Source organism: Massilia violaceinigra (assembly GCF_002752675.1).
GTDB classification, from domain to species: Bacteria; Pseudomonadota; Gammaproteobacteria; order Burkholderiales; family Burkholderiaceae_D; genus Telluria_A; species Telluria_A violaceinigra.
The window spans coordinates 4661997-4687899 of record NZ_CP024608.1; the positions used below are offsets into that span (position 1 = coordinate 4661997).

Annotated in this window: 23 protein-coding genes and 1 pseudogene; 11 read left to right on the forward strand and 13 right to left on the reverse strand. The window is 63.9% G+C overall.

Annotated elements, in window-relative coordinates:
* Positions 1–271 precede the first annotated feature (271 nt).
* Complete coding sequence (locus tag CR152_RS20420; protein WP_099877802.1) at positions 272–1216, reverse strand: SRPBCC family protein; 945 nt, start codon at positions 1214–1216, stop codon at positions 272–274.
* Positions 1213–1917, reverse strand: a complete 705-nt coding sequence (locus CR152_RS20425) for a phosphoribosyltransferase (protein WP_099877805.1) — start codon at positions 1915–1917, stop codon at positions 1213–1215. The genes CR152_RS20420 and CR152_RS20425 overlap by 4 nt, the downstream gene beginning before the upstream one ends.
* 213 nt (positions 1918–2130) lie before the next feature.
* On the opposite strand from CR152_RS20425, the gene CR152_RS20430 reads away from it, so the two are divergent.
* Positions 2131–2709 carry an HdeD family acid-resistance protein gene (locus CR152_RS20430; protein WP_099877808.1) on the forward strand — a complete coding sequence of 193 codons (579 nt, stop codon included), beginning with the start codon at positions 2131–2133 and terminating at the stop codon, positions 2707–2709.
* 37 nt (positions 2710–2746) lie between these two features.
* Here CR152_RS20430 and fghA read toward each other — a convergent pair whose 3' ends face one another.
* Genes fghA through CR152_RS20450 form a run of 4 tightly spaced genes read right to left on the reverse strand, consistent with a single transcriptional unit; the run spans position 2747 to position 5024 of the window.
* Entirely contained in the window at positions 2747–3586 is an 840-nt protein-coding gene (gene fghA / locus CR152_RS20435; protein WP_099877811.1) for an S-formylglutathione hydrolase, read from the reverse strand.
* Positions 3587–3637: 51 nt separating this feature from the next.
* On the reverse strand, positions 3638–4219 hold the full coding sequence (locus tag CR152_RS20440; RefSeq protein WP_099877814.1) for a chromate transporter: 582 nt from the start codon (positions 4217–4219) through the stop codon (positions 3638–3640).
* Complete coding sequence (locus tag CR152_RS20445) at positions 4216–4791, reverse strand: chromate transporter (protein WP_099877817.1); 576 nt, start codon at positions 4789–4791, stop codon at positions 4216–4218. The genes CR152_RS20440 and CR152_RS20445 overlap by 4 nt, the downstream gene beginning before the upstream one ends.
* A 41-nt stretch (positions 4792–4832) precedes the next feature.
* Complete coding sequence (locus CR152_RS20450; RefSeq protein WP_099882572.1) at positions 4833–5024, reverse strand: hypothetical protein; 192 nt, start codon at positions 5022–5024, stop codon at positions 4833–4835.
* Between the two features lie 252 nt (positions 5025–5276).
* Between CR152_RS20450 and CR152_RS20455 the strand changes: the two genes are divergently transcribed.
* On the forward strand, positions 5277–5504 hold the full coding sequence (locus CR152_RS20455) for a hypothetical protein (RefSeq protein WP_229413479.1): 228 nt from the start codon (positions 5277–5279) through the stop codon (positions 5502–5504).
* 481 nt (positions 5505–5985) lie between these two features.
* Positions 5986–8076 (forward strand): ATP-dependent helicase, encoded by a 2091-nt coding sequence (locus CR152_RS20460; RefSeq protein WP_099877820.1) that lies wholly within the window; start codon positions 5986–5988, stop codon positions 8074–8076.
* 79 nt (positions 8077–8155) lie between these two features.
* On the opposite strand, the gene CR152_RS20465 is transcribed toward CR152_RS20460, so the two are convergent.
* Positions 8156–9067: a PAS domain-containing protein gene (locus tag CR152_RS20465; protein WP_099877822.1), complete on the reverse strand. Its 912-nt coding sequence runs from the start codon at positions 9065–9067 to the stop codon at positions 8156–8158.
* A 316-nt stretch (positions 9068–9383) separates the two neighbouring features.
* Positions 9384–10004, reverse strand: coding sequence for a phosphohydrolase (locus CR152_RS20470; RefSeq protein WP_229413480.1), 621 nt, complete (start codon positions 10002–10004; stop codon positions 9384–9386).
* A gap of 309 nt (positions 10005–10313) precedes the next feature.
* On the opposite strand from CR152_RS20470, the gene CR152_RS20475 reads away from it, so the two are divergent.
* Positions 10314–10601, forward strand: coding sequence for a hypothetical protein (locus CR152_RS20475; RefSeq protein ID WP_157778626.1), 288 nt, complete (start codon positions 10314–10316; stop codon positions 10599–10601).
* Here the strand turns inward: CR152_RS20475 and CR152_RS34705 are convergent.
* Complete coding sequence (locus tag CR152_RS34705) at positions 10598–10867, reverse strand: EAL domain-containing protein (RefSeq protein ID WP_099877829.1); 270 nt, start codon at positions 10865–10867, stop codon at positions 10598–10600. The two genes, CR152_RS20475 and CR152_RS34705, sit on opposite strands and share 4 nt — an antisense overlap.
* Here CR152_RS34705 and CR152_RS34290 point away from each other — a divergent pair.
* Positions 10861–12171, forward strand: a complete 1311-nt coding sequence (locus CR152_RS34290) for an IS1380 family transposase (RefSeq protein WP_099875410.1) — start codon at positions 10861–10863, stop codon at positions 12169–12171. The two genes, CR152_RS34705 and CR152_RS34290, sit on opposite strands and share 7 nt — an antisense overlap.
* Positions 12172–12345: 174 nt before the next feature.
* Here CR152_RS34290 and CR152_RS34845 read toward each other — a convergent pair.
* Positions 12346–15258 (reverse strand): annotated as a pseudogene (locus CR152_RS34845) (bifunctional diguanylate cyclase/phosphodiesterase); the annotation flags it as partial.
* A gap of 133 nt (positions 15259–15391) precedes the next feature.
* Between CR152_RS34845 and CR152_RS20495 the strand changes: the two are divergent.
* The gene (locus CR152_RS20495) at positions 15392–16378 is read left to right on the forward strand and encodes a sulfurtransferase (protein ID WP_099877835.1); all 987 of its coding nucleotides are present in this window, start codon (positions 15392–15394) and stop codon (positions 16376–16378) included.
* Here CR152_RS20495 and CR152_RS20500 read toward each other — a convergent pair.
* Positions 16287–16967, reverse strand: a complete 681-nt coding sequence (locus CR152_RS20500; RefSeq protein ID WP_099877838.1) for a YceI family protein — start codon at positions 16965–16967, stop codon at positions 16287–16289. The genes CR152_RS20495 and CR152_RS20500 overlap by 92 nt on opposite strands.
* 37 nt (positions 16968–17004) lie before the next feature.
* A complete protein-coding gene (locus CR152_RS20505) occupies positions 17005–17988 on the reverse strand; it encodes a type II secretion system F family protein (protein WP_099877841.1) in 984 nt (327 codons plus the stop codon).
* A gap of 89 nt (positions 17989–18077) precedes the next feature.
* Here CR152_RS20505 and CR152_RS20510 point away from each other — a divergent pair, with 89 nt between their 5' ends.
* The 4 genes from CR152_RS20510 to CR152_RS20525 all read left to right on the forward strand — a co-directional run bounded on the left by CR152_RS20510 (position 18078) and on the right by CR152_RS20525 (position 23482).
* The gene (locus CR152_RS20510) at positions 18078–18782 is read left to right on the forward strand and encodes a glutathione S-transferase family protein (protein WP_099877844.1); all 705 of its coding nucleotides are present in this window, start codon (positions 18078–18080) and stop codon (positions 18780–18782) included.
* Positions 18783–18799: 17 nt separating this feature from the next.
* Positions 18800–19420, forward strand: a complete 621-nt coding sequence (locus CR152_RS20515; RefSeq protein ID WP_099877846.1) for a glutathione S-transferase family protein — start codon at positions 18800–18802, stop codon at positions 19418–19420.
* Between the two features lie 177 nt (positions 19421–19597).
* Positions 19598–20653 carry an NAD(P)-dependent alcohol dehydrogenase gene (locus CR152_RS20520; protein ID WP_099877849.1) on the forward strand — a complete coding sequence of 352 codons (1056 nt, stop codon included), beginning with the start codon at positions 19598–19600 and terminating at the stop codon, positions 20651–20653.
* A gap of 18 nt (positions 20654–20671) precedes the next feature.
* Positions 20672–23482 carry a cation-translocating P-type ATPase gene (locus CR152_RS20525; RefSeq protein ID WP_099882578.1) on the forward strand — a complete coding sequence of 937 codons (2811 nt, stop codon included), beginning with the start codon at positions 20672–20674 and terminating at the stop codon, positions 23480–23482.
* 95 nt (positions 23483–23577) lie between these two features.
* On the opposite strand, the gene CR152_RS20530 is transcribed toward CR152_RS20525, so the two are convergent.
* Positions 23578–24489: a CPBP family intramembrane glutamic endopeptidase gene (locus CR152_RS20530; protein WP_229413827.1), complete on the reverse strand. Its 912-nt coding sequence runs from the start codon at positions 24487–24489 to the stop codon at positions 23578–23580.
* Between the two features lie 115 nt (positions 24490–24604).
* Here CR152_RS20530 and CR152_RS20535 point away from each other — a divergent pair, with 115 nt between their 5' ends.
* The gene (locus tag CR152_RS20535; RefSeq protein ID WP_099877852.1) at positions 24605–25900 is read left to right on the forward strand and encodes an SMI1/KNR4 family protein; all 1296 of its coding nucleotides are present in this window, start codon (positions 24605–24607) and stop codon (positions 25898–25900) included.
* The last annotated feature ends 3 nt before the right edge of the window (positions 25901–25903 follow it).

Below are 25903 nucleotides of genomic sequence, written 5' to 3' on the forward strand. Positions count from 1 at the left end.
CCGGGCGCCGTTGTCCTCTTTCATCTGTTCTTGCCCTTTTGCGCCTCGCGCTTCGATGTTGAACGTCGGTCACGATGCAGCCCCTCACCGCAGCCGGACGTGAACGCGCAAGCGGTACCTGCCGACGGTGGTGTGGCACACCGGTAGGCCGCCACTCGCGTGAATGGAAAAGTTTCGCCGCTAACCGCACTGATAGATCGGCTGCCACCCGCGTTAGCGGAATACCTCAGCCGCTATCCGCCTTGGTGGAGTAGTTCAGCCGTCTCCCGCACTATTGAAACATCTTGTTTTCGCTCGTTTGTTCGCCCTTCTGGGGCGGCGCGCCCTCAAGCAGGTTTTTCATGCGCACGAGGTCTTCCTCAAGTTCGTGTTTCGGGTCGGCGCCGAACAGTGTCGCTACCGCTTCGCCCACAACGCCGGCCGGAGGGCGGTAGGACAGCTTGACCGTGGCCAGCGTGCCGCCATGCGACGGTTCAAAGCGCACCGATCCCGATTGCTCGACTTCCGCCCCCGGTTCGCTGCGCCACGCCAGCCGGCGCGGGCGGACCTGCTCGGTCAACACGGCATCGAAGCTGAATTCGCTGCCAGCCGGTCCCTTGACGACCCAGTGCGAGCGGCGGTTGCCGAGGTCGCGCACCTCGATCACGTTAGCCATGAAGCGCGGGAAGTTCTCGTAGTTGACCCACAGGTCGTACACCTGCTCGGGCGCGGCGTCAATGCGGATGGTTTTTTCGATCTCCGTGGTGTCGCCCCGGCCCTGGTGCCGGGCCAGCCCGGGCAGGGCGCCGTTGTTGACGGAGCGCATCAGCAATGCCACGCCAGCGACGCCCATGAGCGCGGCGAGCGGCATGCGCCGGGTCATCATGCTGGCCAGGCCAAGGGTGCCGCCGCCCATCATGGCGGCACTGCGTGGCGATGAAGACCACAGCGACCGTAGCGGCGATGAGCGACGCTCCGCGACGTCCGCCGCCTGCCGGCCAGCGGACGCCAGCAGGTCTGAAGCGGATGCGTTGGCGCCGATGCGCTCGCCCACGTCGTGCACGACTTTTCCGAGCATGTCGCTGCTCTGGTGGCCCAGCTCGCGCAGCCGTTCGCCGGACCGGGCGCGTCGCAAGCCGCCCCGATCCGGGTCCATCATGTACATGGCGAGCGCGCCGAGCGCAGCCCCGCCCAGCCATTTACCGAGGTGAAGATCGTGTTTGGGCATGTGTTTCATGATTGTCTCCGTTCGCTTGCATTGGTGGATGAATGGTATGCGCGCGCCTGATCGCGCCAGGCGATGGCCAGCAGGTCCTGCACTTCCTCGTCACCGGTTTGCTCGAATTCCCGGTACCACCGGCCGACCGCGCCGAAGTTCGCCGGCTGGCTCAGGCAGACCAGTTCGTCAACCTGCGGGGCAAGCGCGGCGCAGCTGTCCGGCGCGCCAACCGGTACCGCGACAACGATGCGCGCGGCCCCGCGCTCGCGTGCCGCGCGCACGGCCGCGCACATGGTCGAGCCGGTGGCCAGGCCGTCATCGACGAGGATGGCGCTGCGGCCCGCGAGCTCGGGCTCGGCGCGCCCGCCCCGGTACTGGCGCTCGCGCCGCACAATCTCGCGCGCTTCGCGCGCGCATGCGTCATCGATCTGTTCGCGGCCGATGCGGTGTTCGCGGATGGCTTCCATGTTGAGCACGCGCACGCCGCCGCTGGCGATCGCGCCCATGGCGAATTCTTCGTAGCCGGGCAGGCCGAGCTTGCGAACGAGCAGCACGTCGAGCGCAAGCCCGACCGACCTGGCGATGACGAAACCGACCGGAACGCCGCCGCGCGGCAAGGCAAGCACCAGCGCATCCGGGCGGCAGGCATACGGCGCCAGTGCCAGCGCCAGAAGCTTGCCTGCATGCACGCGGTTCTTGAGTTGTCGGTGGATAGCCATGTAGCTTCGACAGGCGAAGCGCACTTCGGTTGCACATTTTTTGTCAAATACTGATGGCACACGCATAAGCGGAGCGGATCGCGCACGGCGCATGCCGCCGCAGCGCATTTGCGCAGTCTTTATGACGCACGATTGATCTATCACAGGCCTGGCGTGTGCGCGCCGATCAAAACCGGGCGGCCGCTGTCTGATTCAGCAGGGAGGAAAGATGCCATGAACGAAACGCTTCTGCGGAACTGGTGGCTGCTTGCCGCGCGCGGCGCCATCGCCATTGTGTTCGGCGTGCTTGCCATTGCCTGGCCCGCCGTCACGCTGCTCACTCTTGCGGCCTTGTTCGCCGTGTTTGCGCTGCTCGGCGGGGCGGTCTGGATATGCGGGGCCGTCAAGAACCGCAGGGACGATCCGCACTGGTGGATGCTGATGCTGTTCGGCGTGGTCAGCCTGGCCGTCGGCGTGCTCGCCACGTTCAATCCAGCGATCACCCTGCTGACCTTGATCCTCCTGATGGGGGCCAATGCCCTCGTCAGCGGCGTGCTCGATATCGTCATCGCCATCCGCGTACGCAAGTTCATCCGCGGCGAGTGGCTGTTGCTGCTCAGCGGCGTGGCGTCGATCGTGTTCGGCCTGATCGCATTGCTGTTTCCGCTCGGAGCCGGCGCGGTCATGCTGGCCACGTTCATCGGCGTGTATGCGCTCATTAGCGGTGTGTTGCTGTTGTGCCTGTCGGTACGCGTGCGCTCCTGGTCGCGCATCAACGCCGCACGCAGCAGCCCGGCGGCGGGCACGATCTGATCACGATCGCGCGGCCGCGCGCCGGCTGTAATGGCCTTTAGCCCAGCTGCGCCCGATGAAAGCGCAGATGGTCGTCCATGAAGGTGGAAATGAAGTAATAGCCGTGGTCGTATCCGGCATGGCGGCGCAGTTCGAGCGGCTGGCGCGTTTTGGCGCAAGCCGCTTCAAAGGCTTCCGGGTACAGCTGCTGTTCCAGGAACTTGTCGGCCAGACCCTGGTCGATCAGGATGCCGCCGGGGAAGGGCGCTTGCATGGTCAGCATCAGTTCGCTTGCGTCGTATTGCTTCCAGGTCTCGCGGTCTGTGCCTAGGTAACCGCTGAACGCTTTTTCGCCCCACGGGCAGCGGGTAGGCGCGGCAATCGGGGCAAAGGCTGATACCGAACGGAACAGGTCGGGGCGTTTCAGGGCCGCGACCAGGGCGCCGTGGCCGCCCATCGAGTGTCCGAAAATGCCGACCTTGGCGGCGTTGACGGGCAGTTCGGCGAGCACCAGCGCATGCAGTTCGAGCAGGTAGCTGAACATGCGGTAATGCTTGCTCCATGGCGCTTCGGTTGCGTCCAGATAAAAGCCGGCACCGGCGCCGAAGTCCCAGGCATCGGTTTCGCCGTCAATATTGGCGCCGCGCGGGCTCGTGTCCGGAGCGATCAGGATCAGGCCTTCGCGCGCCGCCGTGCGCTGGGCGCCGGCCTTGGTCGGAAAAGTCTCTTCGGTGCAGGTCAGGCCGGCCAGGTAAAACAGCGCCGGCAGGGTCTGGCCGGAGGGCACGGCCGGGATGAAGGCGGAAAAGCGCATCGGCAGGCCGGTTGCCGTCGAGGCATGGCGATAAAAACGTTGCACGCCGCCGAAACAGGCGTGTTCTGATAAAAGTTCGAGCATCGGTCGGTCCACGTAGTGAGTGATGGCGCAAGTATGCCTTGTCGCGCAATACTAAACCAGTTGCAGCCAGCCGAGCATGGCGCCGCCGGCCAGTATCCACAGCAAATGCAGTTTGGTACGCCAGATCACCAGGCCGCTCGCCACCGTCAGCAGCCATAGCGGCCAGTCGGTGGCCAGGTGCTGGCTGGCGCTGCCCAGGATCCAGCTGGTCGACAGCAGCAGGGCGATGACGACCGGCGCCATGCCTTGCTTGAAGGCGCGCACGGCCCGCAAATCGCGGTTGCGATGACCCCATTGTGCGGCGAAATAGGTCAGCACGGTCGAGGGAATCAAAATGCCGAGCATGGTCACCGTCACGCCCAGGAATGCGGCGCCGGTGCTGCCGGCGTTCATGCCGACCTGCCAGCCCATCAGCGCGACGAACAGCACGTTCGGCCCCGGTGCGGCCTGGGCCAGCGCAATGGCGTTATTGAACTGCGCCTGGGTCAGCCAATGATGCTGCTCCACCAGATAGCGATGCATTTCGGAAGTGGTGGAGATCGCGCCGCCGACCGACATCAGCGACAGCATCAGGTAGTGTCCGAACAGGCTGAACCAGTCGCTCCAGCTCAACACGATCTGCGGCGCGCTCATGGCCGCAGGCGCCGGTAGGTGAGAAAGCAGGCCAGTCCGCCCACGCCGAACAGGACGTACGCCAGCGGCACCCGGAGCAGCGCCACCAGCACGAAGCCGGTGCCGCACAGGGCCCAGCACCACAGCTGCGGCATCGGGTTCCTGGACAGCGCCAGCGACAGCTTCAGGCCGGTGGCGCCGATCATGCCGGCCGACACCGCCGCCATGCCGCGCAGTGCGCCTGCCACGCCCGGATGATCGACAAAGCGCGCATGGACCAGAGCCAGCAGCAGCACCAGCACCAGCGGCACGGCCAGCATGCCGGCCAGCGCCGAGAGCGCACCGGCCAGGCCGAAATAGCGCCCGCCGATCATCATCGACAGATTGACCACGTTCGGCCCCGGCATGATCTGGGCGACGGCCCAGTCTTCCAGGAATTCCTCATGCGTCAGCCATTGCTTGCGCTCAACGATTTCGCGCTGCACGACCGCGAGCACCCCGCCGAAGCCCTGCAGCGCCAGCAAGGTAAAGGAAACAAACAGGTCGGTCAGCGATTGCGGGCGCGGGCGGGCGGGGAGGGACGGGTCGGTCATGCTGCATTATCGCGCCGGCCCGCCCGCCTGTCCATGCGGGCTCAACCGCCACCAATGCCGCGCATCACGCGGCCCGTGCCGCCGCATTCGGTGCAGGCGCTGCCGTTGGCCAGCTTGCCCTTGCCGCTGCAGGCGTCGCAGATATCCTCGGCCGCGCCTAGCGTACCTGGTTCGGCTTCGTCACCCGGGTTGAGCGTGGGTTCCGTCGTAATCTTTTCAGTTGGAATTGTCATGATGTCCTCGGTCGGCATGGTGAAATGCGCACGCGCGCGTGGCATACGTGCGTGCCGCATTGTATGCCGCGTTGTCATGGGCCGGCGCTGTGTTGCCTCTTTAAAAATGGCACCGAAAAACTATGCCTCAAGCATATTTTTTGCCGTTTCGATGGAACCTTGACATTGACTTTGATCTTTATTGAGGGATACTCCCTAGGCAGTACTGGGTTCCCTTTGCAACGTTTCTGAATGCCTGTAAGGAATCACAAAATGAATCGACAGCAACGTCCCGACAGCGGCGGTCTCGCCCTGGCTGAACCGCCTTACCAACGCCACGACGTGCGCCAGCGCGACATCGTCAACCATGCCATTTCGGTCCAGGAGACCAGCAATACGATGTCTGCCATCGAGTATCTCAAAGCGCAGGATATTGCCCCCGATGTGATCGAACGGGTCTTGCTGGAACCGCAGCGCCGGCGTGGGCCGCTCGCCCATTAAGTGGTGCCGGGTGGTGATGCAGGGCCGGCGCAGTGCGCGCGAGCGATGCTGCAGGCATATCAGAATGTTATCGAACCACCCCTCTCGCGCTGCGTGCAAAACCGGCGGTTATGCACAAAAAAATCTTGTAGGAAATTTCTTAATATTTTTTACCGCCTTCTCCATTGAATTTGTAAGTGCTTGATTTATATGGGTATAATTTCTGCCTCACGAATGAGCATTTTGTTGAAACCCGCATCGTTACACGCTTGCGGACTGTCAAGAGGGGATTATCCACAAAGTTATCCACAGCGATTGTGGATATCCCAAAAAGTACTTTAGAAACGGCTACTTAGCGCGCATAAGGCGATTTTTGACCGCCGCTTTCATGGCTGGCATGAATCGGGGAGCGGTGGCGTGGCGGGAAACCGCCAAGTTTTTTACTTGCGCAATAATACTGGATAAATGTACAGTCATGTCAACCTCAGTTTGATTGCCCGATATGACCGCAGTTCCCCATGCCGCTTCCTCCGACGATCCCTTTGCCAGCCTCAATCCCGCGCAGCGTGCTGCCGTCGAGCATGACATTGGCGTGGCCGCGGGCAGCGCGCGGCCCCTGCTGGTGATCGCCGGCGCCGGTTCCGGCAAGACCAATACGCTGGCGCACCGCGTGGCGCGCCTGATCATGAGCGGCGCCGATCCCCAGCGCATCCTGCTGCTCACGTTTTCGCGCCGCGCCGCCAACGAGATGACGCAGCGCGCCAGCAACGTGCTGCACCGGATCATGGGTGCGCGCGGCGGCCAGCCACCGGCCAGCCTGCCTTGGGCGGGCACCGTCCACAGCATCGGTGCGCGCCTGCTGCGCGATTACGCCGGCCGCATCGGCCTCGAGGAATCGTTCACCATCCACGACCGGGGCGATTCCGAAGATTTGATGGGCATGGTGCGCCACGACATCGGCCTGACCCAGACCGAAAAACGCTTTCCCCTCAAGGGAACCTGCCTGGCCATCTATTCGCGCGTGGTCAACAGCCGTGACACCTTGGCGCTGGTGCTCCAGAGTACCTTTCCCTGGTGCAGTGAATGGGAAGCCCAGCTCAAGACCCTGTTCGGGGCCTATGTCGACGCCAAGCAGGAGCAGAACGTGCTCGATTACGACGATCTTTTACTGTTTTGGGCCGAGATGGCGGCCGATCCCGACCTCGGCGCCCACATCGGCGGCCTGTTCGACCATGTCCTTGTCGATGAGTACCAGGACACCAACCGCCTGCAGGCCGCGATCCTGATGGGCATGAAGCCGGGCGGCGAGGGTGTGATGGTGGTCGGCGACGATGCGCAGTCGATCTATTCTTTCCGCGGCGCCACGGTGCGCAATATTCTCGATTTCCCGAAACAGTTCGCGCAGGAAGCCTGCATCGTCACCCTGGACCGCAACTACCGTTCGACCCAGCCGATCCTGGATGCGTCCAACGCCGTGATCGGCGCCGCGCTCGAGCGCCACGCCAAGACCTTGTGGACCGACAAGGTGTCTACCGTCCGGCCGCAACTGGTGCTCATTCCCGACGAGGCCGAGCAGGCGCGCTGGGTCTGCAACCGTATCCTGGAGCACCGCGAAACGGGCATGGCGCTCAAGGCGCAGGCGGTGCTGTTCCGCGCGGCCAGCCACAGCGCCGCGCTGGAGTTGGAACTGATGCGCCGTAATATTCCCTTCGTCAAATTCGGCGGCCTGAAGTTCCTGGAAGCATCCCACATCAAGGATGTACTGGCGGTGCTGCGCTTTGCCCAGAATCCAAGCGGCCGGGTGGCCGGTTTCCGCGTGGTGCAACTGGTGCCGGGCATCGGCGCCGCCACCGCCACCCGGCTGCTGGACGCGGTCGGCGAGGCGGCCGAGCCGCTGCGCGCGGTCGAGCAATTTGCCGCGCCCGCCAGGAGCGGCGGCGACTGGGAGCAGTTTGTCGCGCTGTTTCGCGCCCTGCGCGCGCCAGGGCTGCGCTGGCCGGCCGATATCGAGCTGGTCAAGAACTGGTACCTGCCGCACCTCGAACGCATGTATGACGACGCCCAGGTGCGCGTGGCCGATGTGGAACAGCTGGCGCGCCTGGCGGGCGGTCATGGCTCGCGCGAAACGTTTCTGGCTGAGATCACGCTCGACCCGCCCGAAGCGACCAGCGACCGCGCCGGACCGCCCCTTCTGGACGAGGATTACCTGATTCTCTCGACCATCCATTCATCCAAGGGACAGGAATGGAAATCGGTGCATGTATTGAACGTGGTGGACGGTTGCATCCCGTCCGACATGAGTACCGGCAATGCCGCCGATATCGAGGAGGAGCGCCGCCTGCTGTACGTGGCCATGACACGCGCCAAGGAGCATCTTCACCTGGTGGTGCCGAACCGGTTTTTCATCAAGCAGCAGGCGCAGATGGGCGACCGCCACGTGTACGCGGCGCGCACGCGCTTCATCAGCCCGGCCATGCTCAAGCATTTCGAGGAAACGGTGTGGATGACGGCCGACACCCAGCAGAGTCGCACACCGATGCCCGACAGCGTGCGCATGCTGGTGCGCGAGCGGGCGCGCAATGCGTGGAAGTAGTTAAGCGCCAGCGAACCTGAGCACCTAAAGCTTGGGAGCCTGAAAGCCGTCGCTCGGCCGTTCGCGGCCGGACCCGTTATCACGCGCCTGGCGTGGGGGAGGGCTCGAACAGCGTCGCCACTGCCAGGTACTCGTAAGGCGCCCCGCCCGGTTCGCTCAGCGCCAGCAGGGCGCAGCGCAAGTGCAGGGCGCTGCCGTCGGTCGCCCGGGTCTGGATATCGCCCGACCACGCACCATCGCGCGCCAGGGACAGCTTGATGTCGTCCACCAGCGCCTCGGGGAACGTTCCGGTATGCAAAGCGTGCAGGTCGCGCCCGATGAGTGTGTCGCGGCGCCTGCCGGTCAGTTCGCACAGGCGGTCGCTGGCCTCGATGATGTGCCCTTTGGGGTCGAGCTTGAGCACCAGCGCCTGCTGGCCGAGCAGCGCCTGCACCTGGCGCGCTTTGTCGAGTTCGGCAGCCATCGCTGCGCGCTCGGCCGCTGCCGCCTGCAGGCTGGCATACGCGCGCAGCGAGGCAATGACCGTGGTGAACAGCTTGCGCGTGGTCAGGTCGGCCTTGCACCAGAAATCGTTGATGTCATAATCGCAAATGATGCTGTGTTCGAGTGCCTGGCCCGGCTGCCCGGTGCGCAGGACGATGCGTACGAGCTCGTTGTGCAGGGCTTCGCGGATCTGGCGCGCCACCCGCAGGCCGGCATCTTCCGTTTCCATGATGACGTCGAGCAGCACCAGTGCGATGTCTTGCGTGGCGCGCAGCGTCTCGATCGCTTCCTTGCCGCTGTAGGCGTGCAGGAAGCTCAGGCGCCGTCCCTGGAATTGGGCATTGCTGAGGGCGAACTTGGTCACCACGTGCACGTCGACATCGTCATCGACGATCAGGATGCGCCAGGGAGTAAGTTCGTGCGTCGGCGATGCGGATACGTCGGACGGGTCGTCGTCCTCGATGATCAGGTCGCCATTCGGGATGTTGTCGGTGGAGGAAGCGGACATGGCTCCACACTAAGCCAGCCGGCGCACTTTGTCAAAGACCACACGAGTTATCCCCCGTTTTGCCTGCTTGTAGGAATTTGCCACATGGACAGTTTGTATGCGCGGCATGGGGTGTTTTAAGTCCCTGATTTCATTCAACTTATTTTTTGCCTGCGGAACGGGCATTTTGTTGAAACCCGCTTAAACCCGGGCGTTAAGCGGCGCCCGCAGGGGCTTATCCACAATGTTATCCACACTTCTTGTGGATATCCTCAAAAACCCTGTGAAATCCGTGGCTTAGGCAAGGCGAGGCACGAGGCGAGCCGGCCGCTGGCGTTCAGACGCTGGCCTTGAGCCGGTTCAGCTCATCGAGAAAGCGCGCGCAGGCCAGCTCGGGCGCCCAGGGTTCCCACGGCGTACCGCCGTAAATGGGGAACAGGGGGTCGTCGATCTGGGGCTTGGCGGAAATTTTGAGGGTATTTTTCACCTCATCCCTGGTCCAGCCGGCCACATGCACCGCTTCGCTGGCGGCGGCGAGGCGGTCGGCGCGCTTGTGGGAAGCATGTTCCGTCATGGTCCAGCTGGGCAGGCCGTAACGCAGGAAGATGGCTTGTTCCAGGCGCAGGGTCAGGCTGCGGAAGGCATCGCCGAGAAAGGGCTTGATGACCGAAATGGCGTCAAATCCCAGCAAGCCTTCCTCGGCATCGTGCAGCAGCTCGCGCAGCTCGGTGAGCGGATCGAGCGGCCCGCGCGCTGCATTTTTTCTCAACTGCATGACGGCAATCGAATGCTGGGCGACCGACAGCGGCAGCGGCCACACCGAATGCCCGCCCCAGCGGTAGGTGCGCGCCAGTCCGATGGCCAGATCGGCGTCATCCCAGTCGAACGGCGTGGGGTTGAGCAGGTCGAGACGGCGGCCCGATGGCATGCGCACCCAGGCACGTGTTTCCCGCATCATTGACAAAGTCGCTCCTTCCATTGGTCGATCAGATCATGCGTCTCCTCCACATGGTGATGGCGTTATCTTACACATTGCCGCCGGCGTCCCGGCGCGAGATTGGCGGGCATGCCATGGCCGGCGCCAGCATGATCGCCGCGCCACCAACCAGGGCGCCTGGGCCGTGCCGCCACGATCACATAGTTGCCCGACCCTAACGCTGTTGACGGTTGTCACCGAATGCGGCCATTTGACTGGTACTTGCGGGTGCCTTGATTTACTGTGATTACGGCAACTTACTTGTCGAACTACTCACTTCGGAGAATCAGCATGGAATCACAAGACCTGGCCTTAACGATGTTTCTCATGTGCATGTGCGGGCTGTACATGATGTATCTGAAGCAGGACGAACAGTTCAGAAGGCTCAAGCGGCTTGAGCGCATGCTCAGTTCAATTCCGGGCGCCGGGTCCGGTGATGACGACCTCCATCCGAAAGTCTTGGCCAAGATTGCCGCCGGCGAGATCAGCACCGCCATCCTCCTCCAGCGCACCATCGAAGCGACCTCATTCGGTGAAGCGGAGGCCGCTGTCAGAAGCTACATCGCGCGGCAGAATTAATCCGACGGCGTGCCACCCGCCACGAGCAGGCCGACGAATTCGTCGGCCGGCACCGGGCGGCTGAAAAAATACCCCTGCACCTCATCGCAGCCCGCGCCGTCGAGATAATCGAGCTGTTCGCGCGTTTCCACTCCCTCCGCCACCACCGTGATCCCAAGGCCATGCGCTAGCCCGGATATTTCGTGAGTAGAGGTCGGCGATCCCGTGCCGAAGCGCGTTGTTACTGGTATCTGACGCCAATCACAACCGGGGACCGCCGATGCCAAATTGTACCAATGAACCGATCAAGTTGGGGAGGGTTGGACGGCGCGTCGTTGAGGCGTCATTCGACGGCGGCGACATCGTCAGCGACGGCGGGGTTCTGCTGCTGCGCCAAGTGGATCAGCGCATCGGCTTAAGCAAAGCGATTGCGCGCGTATTCGAGGATCGACGCCGTCGTGCCAGCGTTTCGCACAGCATGCGCGACTTGCTCGCGCAGCGCGTGTACGGCCTGTGCTGTGGCTGGGAGGACGTCTGTGACCACAATGTGCTGCGCCGCGACTTGGCCATGCAAACGGCAGTGGGCCGGGCCGATGACTTGGCCTCGGCGCCGACGCTGAGCCGGCTTGAAACGTCCTCCACGCGCGCGCAGGCGGCCGCCCTGCATGGCGTTCTGCTCGATCAGTTCATCGCCAGCAAAGCTAAGCGGCCCAAGGAACTGGTGCTCGACATCGATGCCACCCACATGCCGCTGCATGGAGAGCAAGAGAAGTCCCACTTCCACCGCTACTACGACAATTACTGTTACTTGCCGCTGTACGTCTTTTGTGGCCAGGATATCCTCGCCTGCGTCTTGCGGCCCAGCAGCCGCGATCCGGCCGGTATCCTCAGCGCATTAATCAAATTGATCTCCCGGCGCTTGCGCCAGGCTTGGCCACGCATCCGCATCATCGTGCGCGGCGATTCCGGGTTCTGCCGTCATCAAGCTCTGCGCCGCTTCGAGAAATGGGGGCTGCACTATATCGTCGGCTTGCAAAAGAACTCAGCGTTGCTGCAACGAGTAGAGTTGGCCGAACTGGCACTGGCCGAGATGTATCAGAAGGCCGGTTCCAAGCAGCGCATGATTGGAGAATTCACTTATGCGGCGGGGACGTGGGATCGGCAACGGCGCGTCATCGCGCGGCTGGAACACGATGCGCGCGGCGCCAACCCGCGTTTCATCGTCACCAACCTGACTGGGGGTCCCAAGGCACTGTACGAACGCGTGTATTGCGCCCGTGGCGAAGCAGAGAACCGTATCAAGGAGGCGCAGCTCGATTTGTTCGGACGCCGTGCGAGCTGCCATAAATTCCAGGCCAACCAACTGCGGCTGCTACTGGCAGCGTTCGCCTATACCCTGATGATCAATTTGCGCCGCCTGGCTTTGGTTGGCACGGAACTGGCACGCGCCTGCACGGCGACGATCCGCATCAAACTGCTCAAGATCGGCGCGGCCGTCGTGCGCAACACGCGGCGCGTGCGCGTCATGCTCGCATCCCAACATCCACTCAAGCACGTCTTCCTCACTGCCGCCCGCGCGCTGGCACCATAAGCCCGCCAAGTGCTGTCCCCGGCACGCTATAAAGCAACGGGGGTAGGGGGAGTTACGTCTGCAATCAGGCCGCGCGGCAGAACCGACACCAGGAAGCGAGCAATCAACATGCCGCAGCCATGTTCGGCGCACCCCGGCCCTCAGATTGGCAGACTCATGAAATATCCGGGCTAGCGCAATCGTGGCCTTGGCGATCGCCGCGCTCTTGGCGTCATCGGTAATATTGCGCACGAAACTCTGGTCGATTTTCAGTTTGTCCAGCGCAAAGCGGCTCAGGTAGCTGAGCGAAGAAAACCCGGTGCCGAAATCATCCAGCGCCACCGCCACGCCCATCCCGCGCAGCTCGGCGATCTGCGCCATCGCCAGCTCCGCCTCTTGCATCAGCACGCTTTCGGTCAGTTCGATGGCCAAGAAGCGCGCCTCCATGCCGCTGTCGAGCAGGGCGCTTTTCACGATCGCGGGCAAGGTGCCGGCTGTGATCTGGTGCGCCGACACATTCACCGCCACCGGCAGCGCGCGCAGGCCGGCATCCTGCCACGCCTTGTTCTGCATGCAGGCGGTGCGGATGACCCATGCGCCGATCTCGATGATCAGGCCCGAGTCTTCCGCCAGGGGAATGAATTCGGCCGGCGAAATCATGCCCAGCTCGGCGCTGCGCCAGCGGATCAGCGCTTCCGCGCCACACATCTGCTTGTCGGCAAGCCGTACCTGCGGCTGATAGAACAGCGAAAATTCCGCGCGGCCCAGCGCGTTGCGCAAACGGTGCTCCAGCGCCATCCAGTGCAGCGCGCGCGTGTTCATTTCTGATGTGAAATAGCGGAAGCTGTTGCGGCCGCTGTTCTTGACGTGCGACAGGGCCGTGTCCGCATTCCTGATCAGGTCGCCCGCGGTGATGCCATCGAGCGGAAACAGCGCGATCCCCACGCTGCCGGTGACCACCACCTCGTGCCCCAGCAACTGGCAGGGCGCGGCCACCGTGTCGAGCATCTGCTGGGCAGCGGCGTTGACGTCGTCGTTGTCGTCCACGTGCGAGAGCACCAGCACGAATTCGTCGCTGCCGATGCGCGCCAGGGTGTCGCCCGGATGCAGGCGCAGCAGCAGGCGCTGGGCCATTTCGCGCAGCAGCAGGTCACCGGCATCATGGCCGATGCTGTCGTTGACGCGCTGCAAGCGGTCGATATTGAGCAGCAGCACGGCAATCGCGCGCTGCCCCTGGTGCGCCGTCTCGATCGCCTGCTCCAGCCGGTCGTTCAGCAGCGAGCGGTTCGGCAGGCGCGTGAGCGGATCGTGGTTGCCCATGAATTGCAGCTGTTCGTTGGCTTCGGTAATGTCGCTCAGGTCGGTGAACACGCCGACATAGCCGGCCGTGCCGTGCTCCGGGCTCGACACCGCGCTCACCGTCAGCCACTCGGGAAACACTTCGCCATTCTTGCGCCGGTTCCAGATTTCTCCGCGCCAATGGCCGTCGCGCGCGATCGTGTCCCATAGTTGCCGGTAGAAATCGATATCGTGCACGTTCGAGCGCAGCACGCGAATATTGCGTCCTAGCACGTCGGCCTCGCTGTATTGGGTGATGCGCTCGAACGCCGCGTTCACCGCCACGATGGTGCTGGCGGCGTCGGTGACCACGATGCCATCGCGCGTGCAGGCGAACACGCGCGCGGCCAGCTCCAGCTTTTCGTCGGCCTGGCGCCGCTCGGTGACGTCCTGCAGGGTGCCCATCAGCGCCGTCACGTTGCCGGTGGCGTCATGCACGCCCGTGCTGCGCGAATGAAAATAGCGTTGCGGCCCGAGCGCCGGATTGCTGCGCAGTTCGCCCGACCAGTTCATGCCATGCCGCACGGCGGATTCGACCAGATGGCGGTCGTCCGGATGAATTCGTTGCAAGAAAACATCGAGCGGGGGCGGCTGGTCCGCCAGCGGCAGCCCGAGCAGCCGGTACATCTGCTGCGACCACTGGCCACTGCGCGCCACCAGGTCGAGCCGCCAGCTGCCGATCAGCGCCAGTTGCTGCGCCGCCTTGAGCGCATCTTCGCTGTTGTGCAGCGCCTGGTTCAAGCCATGGCGCTTGTGCAGTTCGCGCAGGGCCAGGTAGCTCAGCCCCCCCAGCAGCATCAAAAACCCCAGCGAGACGGCGATGTAGGCGCGCGCCATACTGTACCAGTCAGCCAGCAATTCCTTTTCGCCAAGACCGACCACCACCACCAGCGGGCGGCCGCTGACGCGCTGGTAGAAATACAGGCGGCGGATCTGGTCGATGCTGCTGTCGGCCGTATAACTGCCGGCGTCGGGCGGCGGCGGGATCGCCTCGAAATTGGGGAAGAACGTGAACCGCTTGCCTTCAACCATGTTGGCAGCGGGCATGCGCAGCATCAGCACGCCGTCGGTGCGCACCAGGGCGACCATGCCATCCTTGCCGACCTTGACCGAGTCGTAAAAGCGGCGCAGGTATTTCGGTTCGAGCGCGGCCACGATAACCCCGCCAAAACTGCCGTCGCGCCGGTTGATGCGGCGGCTGAAACTGATGAACGGCACCCCCAGCTTGCTGATGATCGGCCCCTCGATGTGCATGCCATGGCCGGGATGATCGCGATGCATCTTGAAATACGCGCGGTCCGACAGGTTGTAGGCTCCCGGCAATTTCTGGCTGTCGTGAATCATATTGCCGTCGGCATCGAGCATCCAGATGGCGCGGATGAATGGCAGGTTGTCGATGCTGCTGTCGAGCAGTTCATTGACCAGGCGCTCGCTGTCGGCCGGGCCGCGCGGCACCATCTGCACCGCCTTGATGGTGGTCTGCATGGCCAGGTCGACCGCGAACACGCTGTCGACGGCCTGCTCTTCGAGCACCTTGACGAGCACGCGGGCGCTGTTGCTTTTCTGGGTGATGACGTGATCGCGCGCCAACACCAGCTCGAACACGAGATTGGCGATGATGCCGACGAAAAGCAGCCCGGCAAAGCTCAGCACCAGCAAGGTGATGCCGCGCTCGTCGCGATTGGCAAGAAGAGGGTTCATCGAACTGCACCTTGAAAAATTGAGCGGGACTGTGCGGCTCCCGCCGTGGCATTCTGGACCCTGCTGCATGTCTGTTATAGCAGATCATGTATGAGTAATAAAGCACGAATTGCTGGGTTCGAAGCATGTGTGGCCGGGCTGTTTTGGCTTGCCGCCGCGGCGACCCTTTAAAATAGCGGGTTTGCTCCCTGAAGAGTCCGCCGTGAATGCCCGCCAGCCCACCTGCCAACCCATCGCCGCCGTCCGCACAGGTTTGGTGCGCGCGCGCCAGCTGCTTGCGCCCGGCGAGCTGGCGCTGCTTGCGCGGGACGGCGCCGTGCGCCTGCTGGAAGTAGGCTGCGCGGGCGCCGCTGCATTCGAGGCGGCCCACATCGGCGGCGCCGCCTGGCTCGACACGCGGGTTCTGGAAGCGCCGCCCCTGTTCAATAAGGTCGACGATGCCATCCTGCTGCAGGTCCTGCTGGAGCACGGCATCGGCCACGACACCACCGTCATCGTCTATGGGCGCAACGCGCTGGCGGCGGCGCGCGCGGCGCACCTGATGCTGTACGCGGGCGTGCTGGACGTGCGCATGCTCGACGGCGGCTTTGCCGGCTGGTGCGCGGCCGGCCTGCCGTCCGTCGCCGGCCCGGGCCGGGTCCCCGTGGCCGCGCACAGCTTCGGCGCGCCGTTCCCCGGCCGTCCCGACTACCTCACCGATATGGCCCAGGCCCGCCAGCTATTGACGCAGCCTGACGCGACCCTGGTCAGCATCCGTACCTGGAGCGAATTTACGGGCGCGACGTCGGGCTACAGCTACATCGAGGCGCGCGGCGAGATCGCCGGTGCGCTGTGGGGAAGGGCGGGGCGCGAAGGCGACGTGAACAGCATGAGCCATTTCCAGCACGCGGACGGACGTATGCTCGATGCCGGCACCATCGCCGCCCAGTGGCGTCTGGGCGGCATCCATCCCGGCCGCCACAACGCCTTCTACTGCGGCACCGGCTGGCGCGCCTCGCTGGCGTTCTTTTATGCGTGGCTGATGGGCTGGGAGCGCATCAGCGTCTACGACGGCGGCTGGTACGAGTGGAGCGCCGACCCGGCCAACCCGGTCGTTCTTAACGAGGCAGCGGCGTCGCCACGATCCGAAACGCCAGTTCCATCGGATCCCGCACCGTCAGGGCGCCGCCCATCACCGACATCGGCGTGATGCCGAAGTCGCTCTGGAGCAGCGTCAGCGTGCCGCTCGCGGTGACGCCATCGTTGCTGCGTTCAATCGTGGTCGGCACCTCCACCGTGCGCGACTCGCCATGCAGGTTGACGGTCAGGCGCAGCGTGTCGCCTTTGCCGGCGGCGCGTTCGGCATGCATGGTCACCAGCGGAAAGCGCTCGGCTTCCAGTACGCGCGTGAGCATGTTGGTACGGGTGCCGGCGATGGCGTCGTCGTCGGGCTGGGTGGTCAGGCCCGCCTTGGTGCGCAATGCCGTTTCGTCCACGGTCATCTGGTCCAGCCGGAAGCGAAAGTCGGCGCGGCCGGCGTCCGGCGCGACGAAACCTTCGATACTGCGGCTGGCGATGACGTGGTCGTGCCCCATGCGCGCAAACGTGCCCCCGCGCCGCACCGTCACGGTAATGAGCGACCTGGCCGTATCGATGCGCAGCACCTGCTGCGTGCGCGCCGCCTCCTGGTACCAGCTGAACGTGGCATCGGCGGGTGTGGGCACCGGCGGTGGCGTGGGCGCGGTGGCGCAGCCGGCGACGAGGACCAGCAGTGTCAGGTAAGTTCGGATTGGTTTCATAGGTTCGATTGTGGCACGGAACAGCGCAGGGTGCGGTTCAGGATGGCACTACCGTGCTCACCGAACTGCCCAGGATCGCCACCGCCATCCACAGCGCCACGAGCGCGTAGAACACGCGCGGCAGCCAGGCCATCATATCGAGCTGGAAGCGGTTGATCGACTCGCTCTCGCCGGCGGCATGCCGGCGCAGCATGGCGGGCAGGGTGCCGCTTTGTTCGCCCGTCAGCACCAGCGCGTGCAGCTGGCCGGTGTCGGGCAGGCGCAGGGCGGCGATAGCCTGCGCCAGCGTGGCCCCCGACTTGAGCGCCGGCTCCATGGCCGCCAGGTCGGCGCGCACGATGCGGTTCTCGACCGTGGCCAGGGCCTCGGGCAGGGCATCGAACAGCGGCAGGCCGGCCTCGAGCAGCAGTGCGAGGCTGTCGACAAAGTCGCGCATATTGCGGCGCAAGTGCATCGGGCCGAACACCGGGAGCGCCAGCAGGGCGTCTTCGATGCCGGCGCGCGCGCTCGTCTCGCTGCCGGAGCCGAACCAGGCGAAGGCGCGTGCCGCCAGCAGCGCCGCGCCGCCCAGCACCAGCAGCGGCGCAAGCACGCGCCACAGGTAGCCGCCGGCCGACAGCGCGCCGCTCACCAGCGCCGGCAGCGGCTGCACGAACAGGGCGATGGCCATGATCGCGACCGGCAGCACCATGCGCGAGCGCAGCGTGGCCAGTTGCTGCGCCCTGGTGGCGTGAAAATCGGCCAGCCTTTGAAACGTCGCCAGCGGGCTGCCGGCGGCCAGCGCGGCGCGCACCAGGCGCGCCTCGAAGACGGTGAACAGGCCGCTGGCCAGGCCCGCGGCGGCGGGGTCGTTGCGGCGTGCCGCCAGTTTGCGAAATGCGGCCACGCGTTCGCGTCCCGCCGCGCCGAGATCGAGCAGCGCGTACGCCCGGTCGGGCGGCAGGCCGGCCTTTTCCATCGCCGCCAGATGGTGATAAAGCTGGGCGCGCAGCAGGGCGGGAAGAGGGCGGTGGCGGGTCATCCGGCGATTGTGGCACAGCGCGTGCGGGCACGCCAGATTGACGCTATGATGCGCCTTGCTCTTTCGTCATCCAACCGGAAAGGAATGCCATGATCGACCTCTATTCGGCGCCCACGCCGAACGGCCACAAAGTCTCCATCGCGCTCGAAGAACTGGCCTTGCCGTACACCCTGCACACGCTCGACCTGCACCAGAACCAGCAAAAGGAAGACTGGTTCCTCGCGATCAATCCGAACGGGCGCATTCCGGCGATTGTCGACCGCGCCGAAGACAACTTCGCGGTGTTCGAGTCGGGCGCCATCCTGGTGTACCTGGCGGAAAAGACGGGCCAGCTCATGCCCCTTGACGCCAAGGGCCGCTCGCAGGTGATGCAGTGGCTGATGTTTCAGATGGGCGGCATCGGTCCGATGATGGGGCAGGCGAACGTGTTTTACCGCTACTTCCCCGAAAAGATCCAGCCCGCGATCGACCGCTACCAGGGCGAGAGCCGGCGCCTGTTCCGCGTGCTCGACGGCCGTCTGCGCGATCATGAATTTTTGGCCGGCGACTACTCGATTGCCGATATCGCCAACTGGGCCTGGGTGCGCACGCACAAGTGGTCGGGCGTGTCGATCGAGGAATTGCCGCACCTGAAACGCTGGATCGACGCCATCCGCGCCCGGCCGGCGGTGGAAAAGGGCTTGCAGATGCCGCCATCGCCGCGCGACCTGACCAGCGCGAGCGACGAGGAAGCGGCCAGATTCTCGGCCGCCGCGCGCACCATGCTCGAAACCGGCCAGTCGCGCAACAACTAACTTCCTGCAAGGATGTCATGAAACTCTACATCAGCAATTTCGCACCCAATCCGCGCCGCGTGACCATGTTCATCGCCGAAAAAGGCATCACGGGCATCGAGCCGGTGATGATCGACCTGGGCACGAATGAACACAAGAGCGAGAGCTTCGTCGCCAAGAATCCGCTGGCGCGGGTGCCCGCGCTGGAACTCGACGACGGCCGCGTGCTGACCGAAACGCGCGCCATCTGCACCTATCTGGAAGGCCTGCATGCCGCGCCGAACCTGATGGGCGAAGGCTTCGAGGAGCGCGCCTTTATCGAGATGGCCGACCGCCGGGTGGAACTCCATCTGTTACTGGGCATCGCCAACTGCGTGCGCCATACGCACCCCGGGCTGGCCATGCTGGAGCAGCCGCAGTTTCCCGATTTTGGCGCCTCGCAGGGCGAGAAAATGCGCGAGCATGCGCGCTGGCTCGACGGCGAACTGGCCAACCGCCCGTTCGTGGCCGGCGGGCGCTTCACGGTGGCCGACATCACCGCCTGGTGCGCACTTGAATTCGCGCGCGGGCTGATGAAGTTCAAGCCGGGCGCCGAAGGCATGGCCAATCTGCAGGCCTGGCGCGACCGCATCGCCGAACGCCCGTCGGCGGCGCGTTAGATCGAAGGTCCGGCGCACGTTTGGCCCTGTCGCGCACACTCGGTACGGCAGCGTACGGACTGATTCGTCCGATACCGTTATAGTCTTCCCAGAGCTAACTCTCCCGCGCTGCGGTTTGATGTCCCGTTCCATTCATGGGACGGCGCATCCACGTAACACATGCTTGAAGGGCCACCTGTGCGCACCATGAAAGCAGCGGTTTTTATCCGCCCCGGTCGAATCGCGCTTGAAGACAAGCCGATTCCCACCGCGGGACCGGGCCAAGCGGTGATCAGGATCACCACCACCACGATTTGCGGTACCGACGTTCACATCCTGAAGGGGGAATTCCCGGTGCAGCCCGGGCGCACCATCGGTCACGAGCCCGTTGGCGTGATTGCCGAACTGGGTGCCGGTGTGACTGGCTACGCCCTTGGTCAACGCGTCATCGTCGGTGCGATCACTCCCTGCGGCCAATGTTATCCCTGCCTCGACGGCCACCAGTCCCAGTGCGGCGGCAAGGCCGCGGGCGGATGGCGATTCGGCAACACGATCGATGGTTGTCAGGCCGAGTATCTGCTGGTACCCCATGCAATGTCCAATCTGGAAGCCATTCCGGATGGACTGACGGATGAGCAAGTGCTGATGTGTCCCGACATTATGAGCACCGGTTTTGGCGGTGCCGAGAGCGGCGGCATCAAGATCGGCGATACCGTGGTGATTTTTGCCCAGGGTCCTATCGGCCTGTGCGCGACGGCCGGCGCGAAGCTGCGGGGCGCAAGCATGATCATCGCCGTCGATGGGGTGGCAGCGCGGCTCGAGACGGCCAGAAAACTCGGCGCCGATGTCACCATCGATTACACCAAGACCGATCCGCTGACCGAGATCATGCGCCTGACCGGTGGACGTGGTGTCGATGTAGCCATTGAAGCGCTCGGAACTCAGCAAACGTTCGAAAGCTGCTTGCGTGCACTCAAGCCGGGCGGCACGCTGTCCAGCCTGGGTGTCTACTCCGGAAAACTGAGCTTGCCGCTGGATGCCTTTGCGGCCGGATTGGGAGACCACAGAATCATCACCACCTTATGCCCGGGCGGCAAGGAGCGCATGCGCCGGTTGATGAATGTGGTCGCCTCGGGCCGGGTCGATCTGCAGCCGATGGTCACGCACCGCTTCAAGCTCGATCAGATCGAGGACGCCTATGATTTGTTCATGCACCAGCGCGATGGCGTCCTGAAGGTGGCGATCACGCCGTAATTGCTCCGAAAGCAGATCATGAGCGAGCACAATGCACCGGTCCGGCCGGGGCCGGAGCCGGCCTATCGTCAGTCGGTCGAGGCGGTCGCCGCCGCACAGCATACCGACCCGCGGCGCGGGCTTGACGAGGATCAAGCGCAACAGCGGCTCGCAAGCGGCGGGCGCAACGAACTGGCGGCGCCACCCGTGTTGCCGGCCTGGCGCAAATTGCTGGCCCAGTTCACGAATGTGCTGGTCCTGCTGCTCCTGGGCGCCGGCGCGGTTTCCACAGTGCTGTGGTTGCTAGAACGCGAGTCCGCACTACCGTATGAAGCGTTGGCAATTCTTGCCATCGTGCTGCTCAATGCCGTGATGGGATACGTGCAGGAGTCCCGGGCGGAATCGGCGATGGCGGCATTGAACAAGATGTCGGCCAACGAAGCGGTGGTGATACGTGGCGGGGAGCAACGGAAAGTTCCTGCTGCCGAGCTCGTATGCGGCGATCTCATTGTCGTTGAAGAAGGCAGCACGGTGCCGGCCGACGCGCGCCTGATTCAAACGAGCGCGCTGCGGACCGCCGAGGCGCCCTTGACCGGGGAAAGCTTGCCGGCCATAAAGGGCATCGAGCCGCTGGCCGGCGAGGCCGGGCCGGGCGACCGCGCCTGCATGGTCTTCAGCGGCACGGCGGTCAGTTGCGGGCGGGGCAAGGCGATCGTGACGGCGACCGGCATGCAAACCGAGATCGGCCGCGTCGCCGGCATGCTCAATGACGCTGGCGACGACGTCACGCCCTTGCAGAAGGAACTCGACCGGGTCGGCAAGACACTCGGCCTGGTGGTCGTGGGCATCGCCGTGGTGATGATCGGGACCATCATCCTGGTCCAGGACGTGCGCGGCTGGAAGGCATTGCTCGATGTGCTTATCCTCGGCGTTGCCCTGGCTGTGGCCGCGGTGCCGGAAGGCCTGGCGGCGGTGGTGACGGTCGCCCTGGCGCTGGGTGTGCAGCGCATGGCCCGCCGGCATGCCATCGTGCGCCATCTCGCGGCGGTCGAAACGCTGGGTTCGGCCAATGTCATCGCGTCGGACAAGACCGGTACGCTGACCCGTAACGAAATGACCGTGAGTACGGTGCTTACCGCAAGCGGACGCATCAGCATTGACGGCACCGGCTATGAGCCGCGCGGTAAAATTTGCATGGAAGGGGGCGCCGAAGCGGCCGGCGCTCCCGGTGTCGAGCTCGCGCGCGCGCTGGCTGCCGCTTGCCACGTCAACAATGCGGTCCTGCAAGAACATGACGGTTGCTGGACGGTACTTGGCGATCCCACCGAAGGCGCGCTCATCGTTGCCGCCCGAAAAGCCGGTGTGGACGATGACACCCGGCACGCGCGCTTCGAGCGCGTCGCGGAGGTTCCGTTTTCGTCCGAGCGAAAGCTGATGTCGACCTTGCATCGCGACGCCGCGCAAGCTGGACGCCTGATGCTGTTTACAAAGGGCGCTCCTGACGTACTGCTCGAGCGCTGCTCGCATGAGCTGGTCGGCGACCAGCCGCAGCTGTTGACCGATGCGCGACGCGCCCACATTCTGGAAGTGAACGCATCGCTTGCGGGCCAGGCACTGCGCACATTGGGCGTCGCCGAGCGCGAGCTGGACGCGCACGCGGTGGAACCTGCCACGGTCGACGCCAGCGTCGAGCAGGCACTGACCTTCCTGGGTCTGATCGGCATGATCGACCCGCCGCGCGAGGAAGCCAGGCTGGCTGTCGAGCACGCAAAGAGCGCCGGGATTCGCCCGATGATGATTACCGGCGACCACCCTGCCACTGCCTGCGTCATCGCTGCCCAATTGGGTATTGCCACGGACGGGCGCGCCGTCACCGGTGCCGAGATCGAGCACATGAAGGACGCCGAGCTGGCGCGCGTCGTGTGCGAGGTGTCGGTGTATGCGCGCGTCAATCCCGAGCACAAGCTGCGCATCATCAATGCATTGCAGGGCGGTGGCGCCACGGTGGCGATGACCGGCGACGGCGTCAACGACGCTCCCGCACTCAAGAGTGCGGACATTGGCGTAGCGATGGGCATCACCGGCACCGATGTGTCGAAGCAAGCCGCGGACATAATCCTTGCCGACGACAATTTCGCCACCATCGTGGCAGCGGTCGAGGAAGGACGGGCCATCTTCGCCAACATTCGCAAGGTATTGCGCTACCTGCTTTCTTCGAATATTGGGGAGGTGATGACCATGCTGTTCGGCGTGTTGCTGGCGCGGCAGATCGGCCTGCATGGCGAGGCAGGTGCGCTGGCACTGCCGTTATTGGCCACGCAAATCCTGTGGATCAATCTGGTGACCGATGGCGCGCCCGCGCTCGCGCTGGCCGTCGACCGGCCCGCGCCCGGCCTGATGCTGGTCCCGCCACGGCCGCGCAGTGAAGGGGTGCTCACCGGTCGCATGTGGCTGGGCATTTTTTCTGTCGGTGCGGTGATGGCGGCCGGAACCTTGCTGGTACTCGATGCCGCCTTGCCCGGTGGGCTGGTGGAAGGGGATGGGAGCATGCGCCACGGTCAAACCATGGCGTTCACCACCCTGGTGATGTTTCAGCTTTTCAACGTGTTCAATGCGCGCTCCGATGAGCACAGTGCGTTTTGCCGACTATTCCAGAACCCGTGGATATGGGCGGCCGTTGGCTTGTCCCTGGCGCTGCACGCGGCCGTCCTCACGGTACCGCTTCTGCAAAATGCCTTTTCGACAGTAAGCCTGAGCGGCAGCGACTGGCTGCAATGCGCGGCCGTCGCCAGCTCGGTGTTGTGGGTGCGAGAACTGGGCAAGTTGCTGGCGCGGCATCGCCGGCGTTAGCGCAATGCTGATTGGCGTCAAGGCGTGAGCTGGCTGCTCGTCGCCATCGACCTTCCGTGGCAACATCGACCGTTCGGCCACGGCACGTGATTGCGTCAAGGAATTTGCCGAGGAATATGCGCCGGCATGACGCGTCGTTCCCGCACCAGAAAAAACGCTACGCAGAGTGCCGCGATAATAATGATTGCGTAACTGATCGAGCCGTCCGCCACTTCATAACCATGGCGGCCTCCGGGAAAGGCGGATCGCGCCGTGGTGCCGACGGCGTGCGCGAGTATCACTGCAAATAACGAACAACCCGCATTATTGTAGAGCCACACGGTGATCACCCGGAATGCAATCGTCCCCAATAATCCCCAGACGATGAGTTGCGAGGATTGGCCCATCTTGATCATGGATGGCAGATGCCACATCGCCCACGGCACACCGATCATCAGCGCCGTGGCGAGGGGCGAGAACCGCTTTTGCAATGCATCCGTGGCGTAGGCGGAGTAACCGATTTCCTCCATCGCGGCTCCTGCCGAAAACATGGCAAACGCGATAAGCAAGGAAGCTGACAGGTCGAGATGCGCCGCAACCGGAATGCCTGCAATTCGCAACGCCGCATAGGTGATGACGTAAAGGGCCGGCATGAGCAGCAGGCTGAGGATCAGCGCCCCTCTCTTTTTTATTCGGCGGTGGTCGAACAGGCGCTTGAGCAATTCCAGCACGCCCTGCCGGCCATTTTCGAGGTAAATCAGGATGCATGCGGCAATGGCCGGGCTGAGGGTCGCGCCGATGTCGGTCAGGGGAATGTTGTCCGGCAGCGGACTCTTATCCAGAAAGCCGCTCAGTATCCACATGGGGGCGCTGATGGCGATGACGAGAAAGAAGAACGCCGTGGGATGATTTTTTTTCGGTTCTCGTGTAATCATGGGGCGCACATGCTCCGGGTCGAGGGACAGGCTGTGACTTAACTTGATCGGCGTCACCCGCGACAATCTCAACCGGCTAATCTGGCAGGTCATCGTCAAGCAGCTCGCCGACAGTAACATACTCGTGGTTCCGGCACCGCCTTCTGGCAGGGCGGTTTACATATAGAATGGCGCATCCCGGTAGCCCCGACAGCACGCAGAACGGACAATGAAAAAAAACCTCGCCGCCCTGACCGGATTGCTGCGCAAAGCGGGAGTTCAGTTGCGCAAGAAAGACTACGCCGCCAGCCTTGCGTTTGCCGATGCGGCCCTGCCCATACTCGAAGAACTGTCCGACGATGATGCGCTGGACGACGATGACGCCACCTGGAGCGGCTATTTCCAGCTTCGACTCGCCTGCCTCGACAAGCTCGACATGCCCGACGAACTGGCTGTAACCTGCGAGGCCGTGCTGGAGCGTTTTCCCGTCGATGAGGATGACCTGGACGATGAAGAACTCATCACGCTTGCCAATGTGCGCACGGCCTTGACCGGTCTCGCCGTGCTCGCGGCCGCGCGCGGCGATGTCGATGCCGCAGTGGAGTCGATCGAGCGCTGCTTCCGGCTGGTGGCGAGCGACGCCGAGCACGACGATCCATTCCTGGACAAATACCAGCAGCGCGCCATCGTTTATCTGGCCGCATACCGGAGCGCGCCGGATCGCTACCGCGATGGCTTCTTCGCCAGCTTGCACCACCTTCAGTACAAAGCCCGCAAAATCCACGGAGTGAACGTCGACGACGCCGCGCTGGCCGCGTATCTCACGGACCCTGTCTACCTGGCCTTCAAGGCGTCGCATCCCGTCGAACGGCTGCGCACCGCTGCGCCCGGCGAAACCTGGCAGGCGGCGCTGGGGCGATTTCGCGCGATGGCGCACGAGCTGCGCGTGGTGCGGGAGAGTCCCTTGTGGGAGGGGAATTTCACCCTCGAATCCGCGCCGGTCACGGCGGAAGATCTGGCCGCGCGCCAGAAAAAGTGGGGCTGCAAGCTGCCTGCCGCCTTGCGTGGGCTGTATCTTGAACAGGGTAGCGTCGAGGTACAGAATCCGGAGCAGTCAGGCTCGCTGCGGCTCTACCCTGCGAACCACCGGAGCATGATCCTGTTCGGCGGCTTGGTTGACATGATTGTCAACCTGTGGGGCGACCGCCGGGAGTTCGTCGAATATTTCACGGACGCCGAAATTGATTTTCTCGACGCGAATTTTTTCATCTTCGGCCATGTAAAGAATAGCGAAAACAGTTATACGCATCTGTTTTTCGATCGCGAAGGGCGCTTCGGACACATTACGTACGACCAGAACAACTGGAACAAGATGGCGCCTCACGTGAAGGCCATGCTCAAGGGGAAACTGACGGGCACCTTGAGCCTCGATGCGCTGATGTCGGAACAAATCGATGTGGTGATTGACCGCCTGATCGACCGCGACGACGAAGCGCGCCTGAATATCGACCAAGCGACGCGCTAGGCG

What these genes read in the sequence shown, in the direction of transcription:
- CR152_RS20420 (WP_099877802.1), bottom strand. Translation starts at nt 1,216, where the DNA reads ATGAAACACATGCCCAAACACGATCTTCACCTCGGTAAATGGCTGGGC.
- CR152_RS20425 (WP_099877805.1), bottom strand. Translation starts at nt 1,917, where the DNA reads ATGGCTATCCACCGACAACTCAAGAACCGCGTGCATGCAGGCAAGCTT.
- CR152_RS20430 (WP_099877808.1), top strand. Translation starts at nt 2,131, where the DNA reads ATGAACGAAACGCTTCTGCGGAACTGGTGGCTGCTTGCCGCGCGCGGC.
- fghA (WP_099877811.1), bottom strand. Translation starts at nt 3,586, where the DNA reads ATGCTCGAACTTTTATCAGAACACGCCTGTTTCGGCGGCGTGCAACGT.
- CR152_RS20440 (WP_099877814.1), bottom strand. Translation starts at nt 4,219, where the DNA reads ATGAGCGCGCCGCAGATCGTGTTGAGCTGGAGCGACTGGTTCAGCCTG.
- CR152_RS20445 (WP_099877817.1), bottom strand. Translation starts at nt 4,791, where the DNA reads ATGACCGACCCGTCCCTCCCCGCCCGCCCGCGCCCGCAATCGCTGACC.
- CR152_RS20450 (WP_099882572.1), bottom strand. Translation starts at nt 5,024, where the DNA reads ATGACAATTCCAACTGAAAAGATTACGACGGAACCCACGCTCAACCCG.
- CR152_RS20455 (WP_229413479.1), top strand. Translation starts at nt 5,277, where the DNA reads ATGAATCGACAGCAACGTCCCGACAGCGGCGGTCTCGCCCTGGCTGAA.
- CR152_RS20460 (WP_099877820.1), top strand. Translation starts at nt 5,986, where the DNA reads ATGACCGCAGTTCCCCATGCCGCTTCCTCCGACGATCCCTTTGCCAGC.
- CR152_RS20465 (WP_099877822.1), bottom strand. Translation starts at nt 9,067, where the DNA reads ATGTCCGCTTCCTCCACCGACAACATCCCGAATGGCGACCTGATCATC.
- CR152_RS20470 (WP_229413480.1), bottom strand. Translation starts at nt 10,004, where the DNA reads ATGATGCGGGAAACACGTGCCTGGGTGCGCATGCCATCGGGCCGCCGT.
- CR152_RS20475 (WP_157778626.1), top strand. Translation starts at nt 10,314, where the DNA reads ATGGAATCACAAGACCTGGCCTTAACGATGTTTCTCATGTGCATGTGC.
- CR152_RS34290 (WP_099875410.1), top strand. Translation starts at nt 10,861, where the DNA reads ATGCCAAATTGTACCAATGAACCGATCAAGTTGGGGAGGGTTGGACGG.
- CR152_RS20500 (WP_099877838.1), bottom strand. Translation starts at nt 16,967, where the DNA reads ATGAAACCAATCCGAACTTACCTGACACTGCTGGTCCTCGTCGCCGGC.
- CR152_RS20505 (WP_099877841.1), bottom strand. Translation starts at nt 17,988, where the DNA reads ATGACCCGCCACCGCCCTCTTCCCGCCCTGCTGCGCGCCCAGCTTTAT.
- CR152_RS20510 (WP_099877844.1), top strand. Translation starts at nt 18,078, where the DNA reads ATGATCGACCTCTATTCGGCGCCCACGCCGAACGGCCACAAAGTCTCC.
- CR152_RS20515 (WP_099877846.1), top strand. Translation starts at nt 18,800, where the DNA reads ATGAAACTCTACATCAGCAATTTCGCACCCAATCCGCGCCGCGTGACC.
- CR152_RS20525 (WP_099882578.1), top strand. Translation starts at nt 20,672, where the DNA reads ATGAGCGAGCACAATGCACCGGTCCGGCCGGGGCCGGAGCCGGCCTAT.
- CR152_RS20530 (WP_229413827.1), bottom strand. Translation starts at nt 24,489, where the DNA reads ATGACCTGCCAGATTAGCCGGTTGAGATTGTCGCGGGTGACGCCGATC.
- CR152_RS20535 (WP_099877852.1), top strand. Translation starts at nt 24,605, where the DNA reads ATGAAAAAAAACCTCGCCGCCCTGACCGGATTGCTGCGCAAAGCGGGA.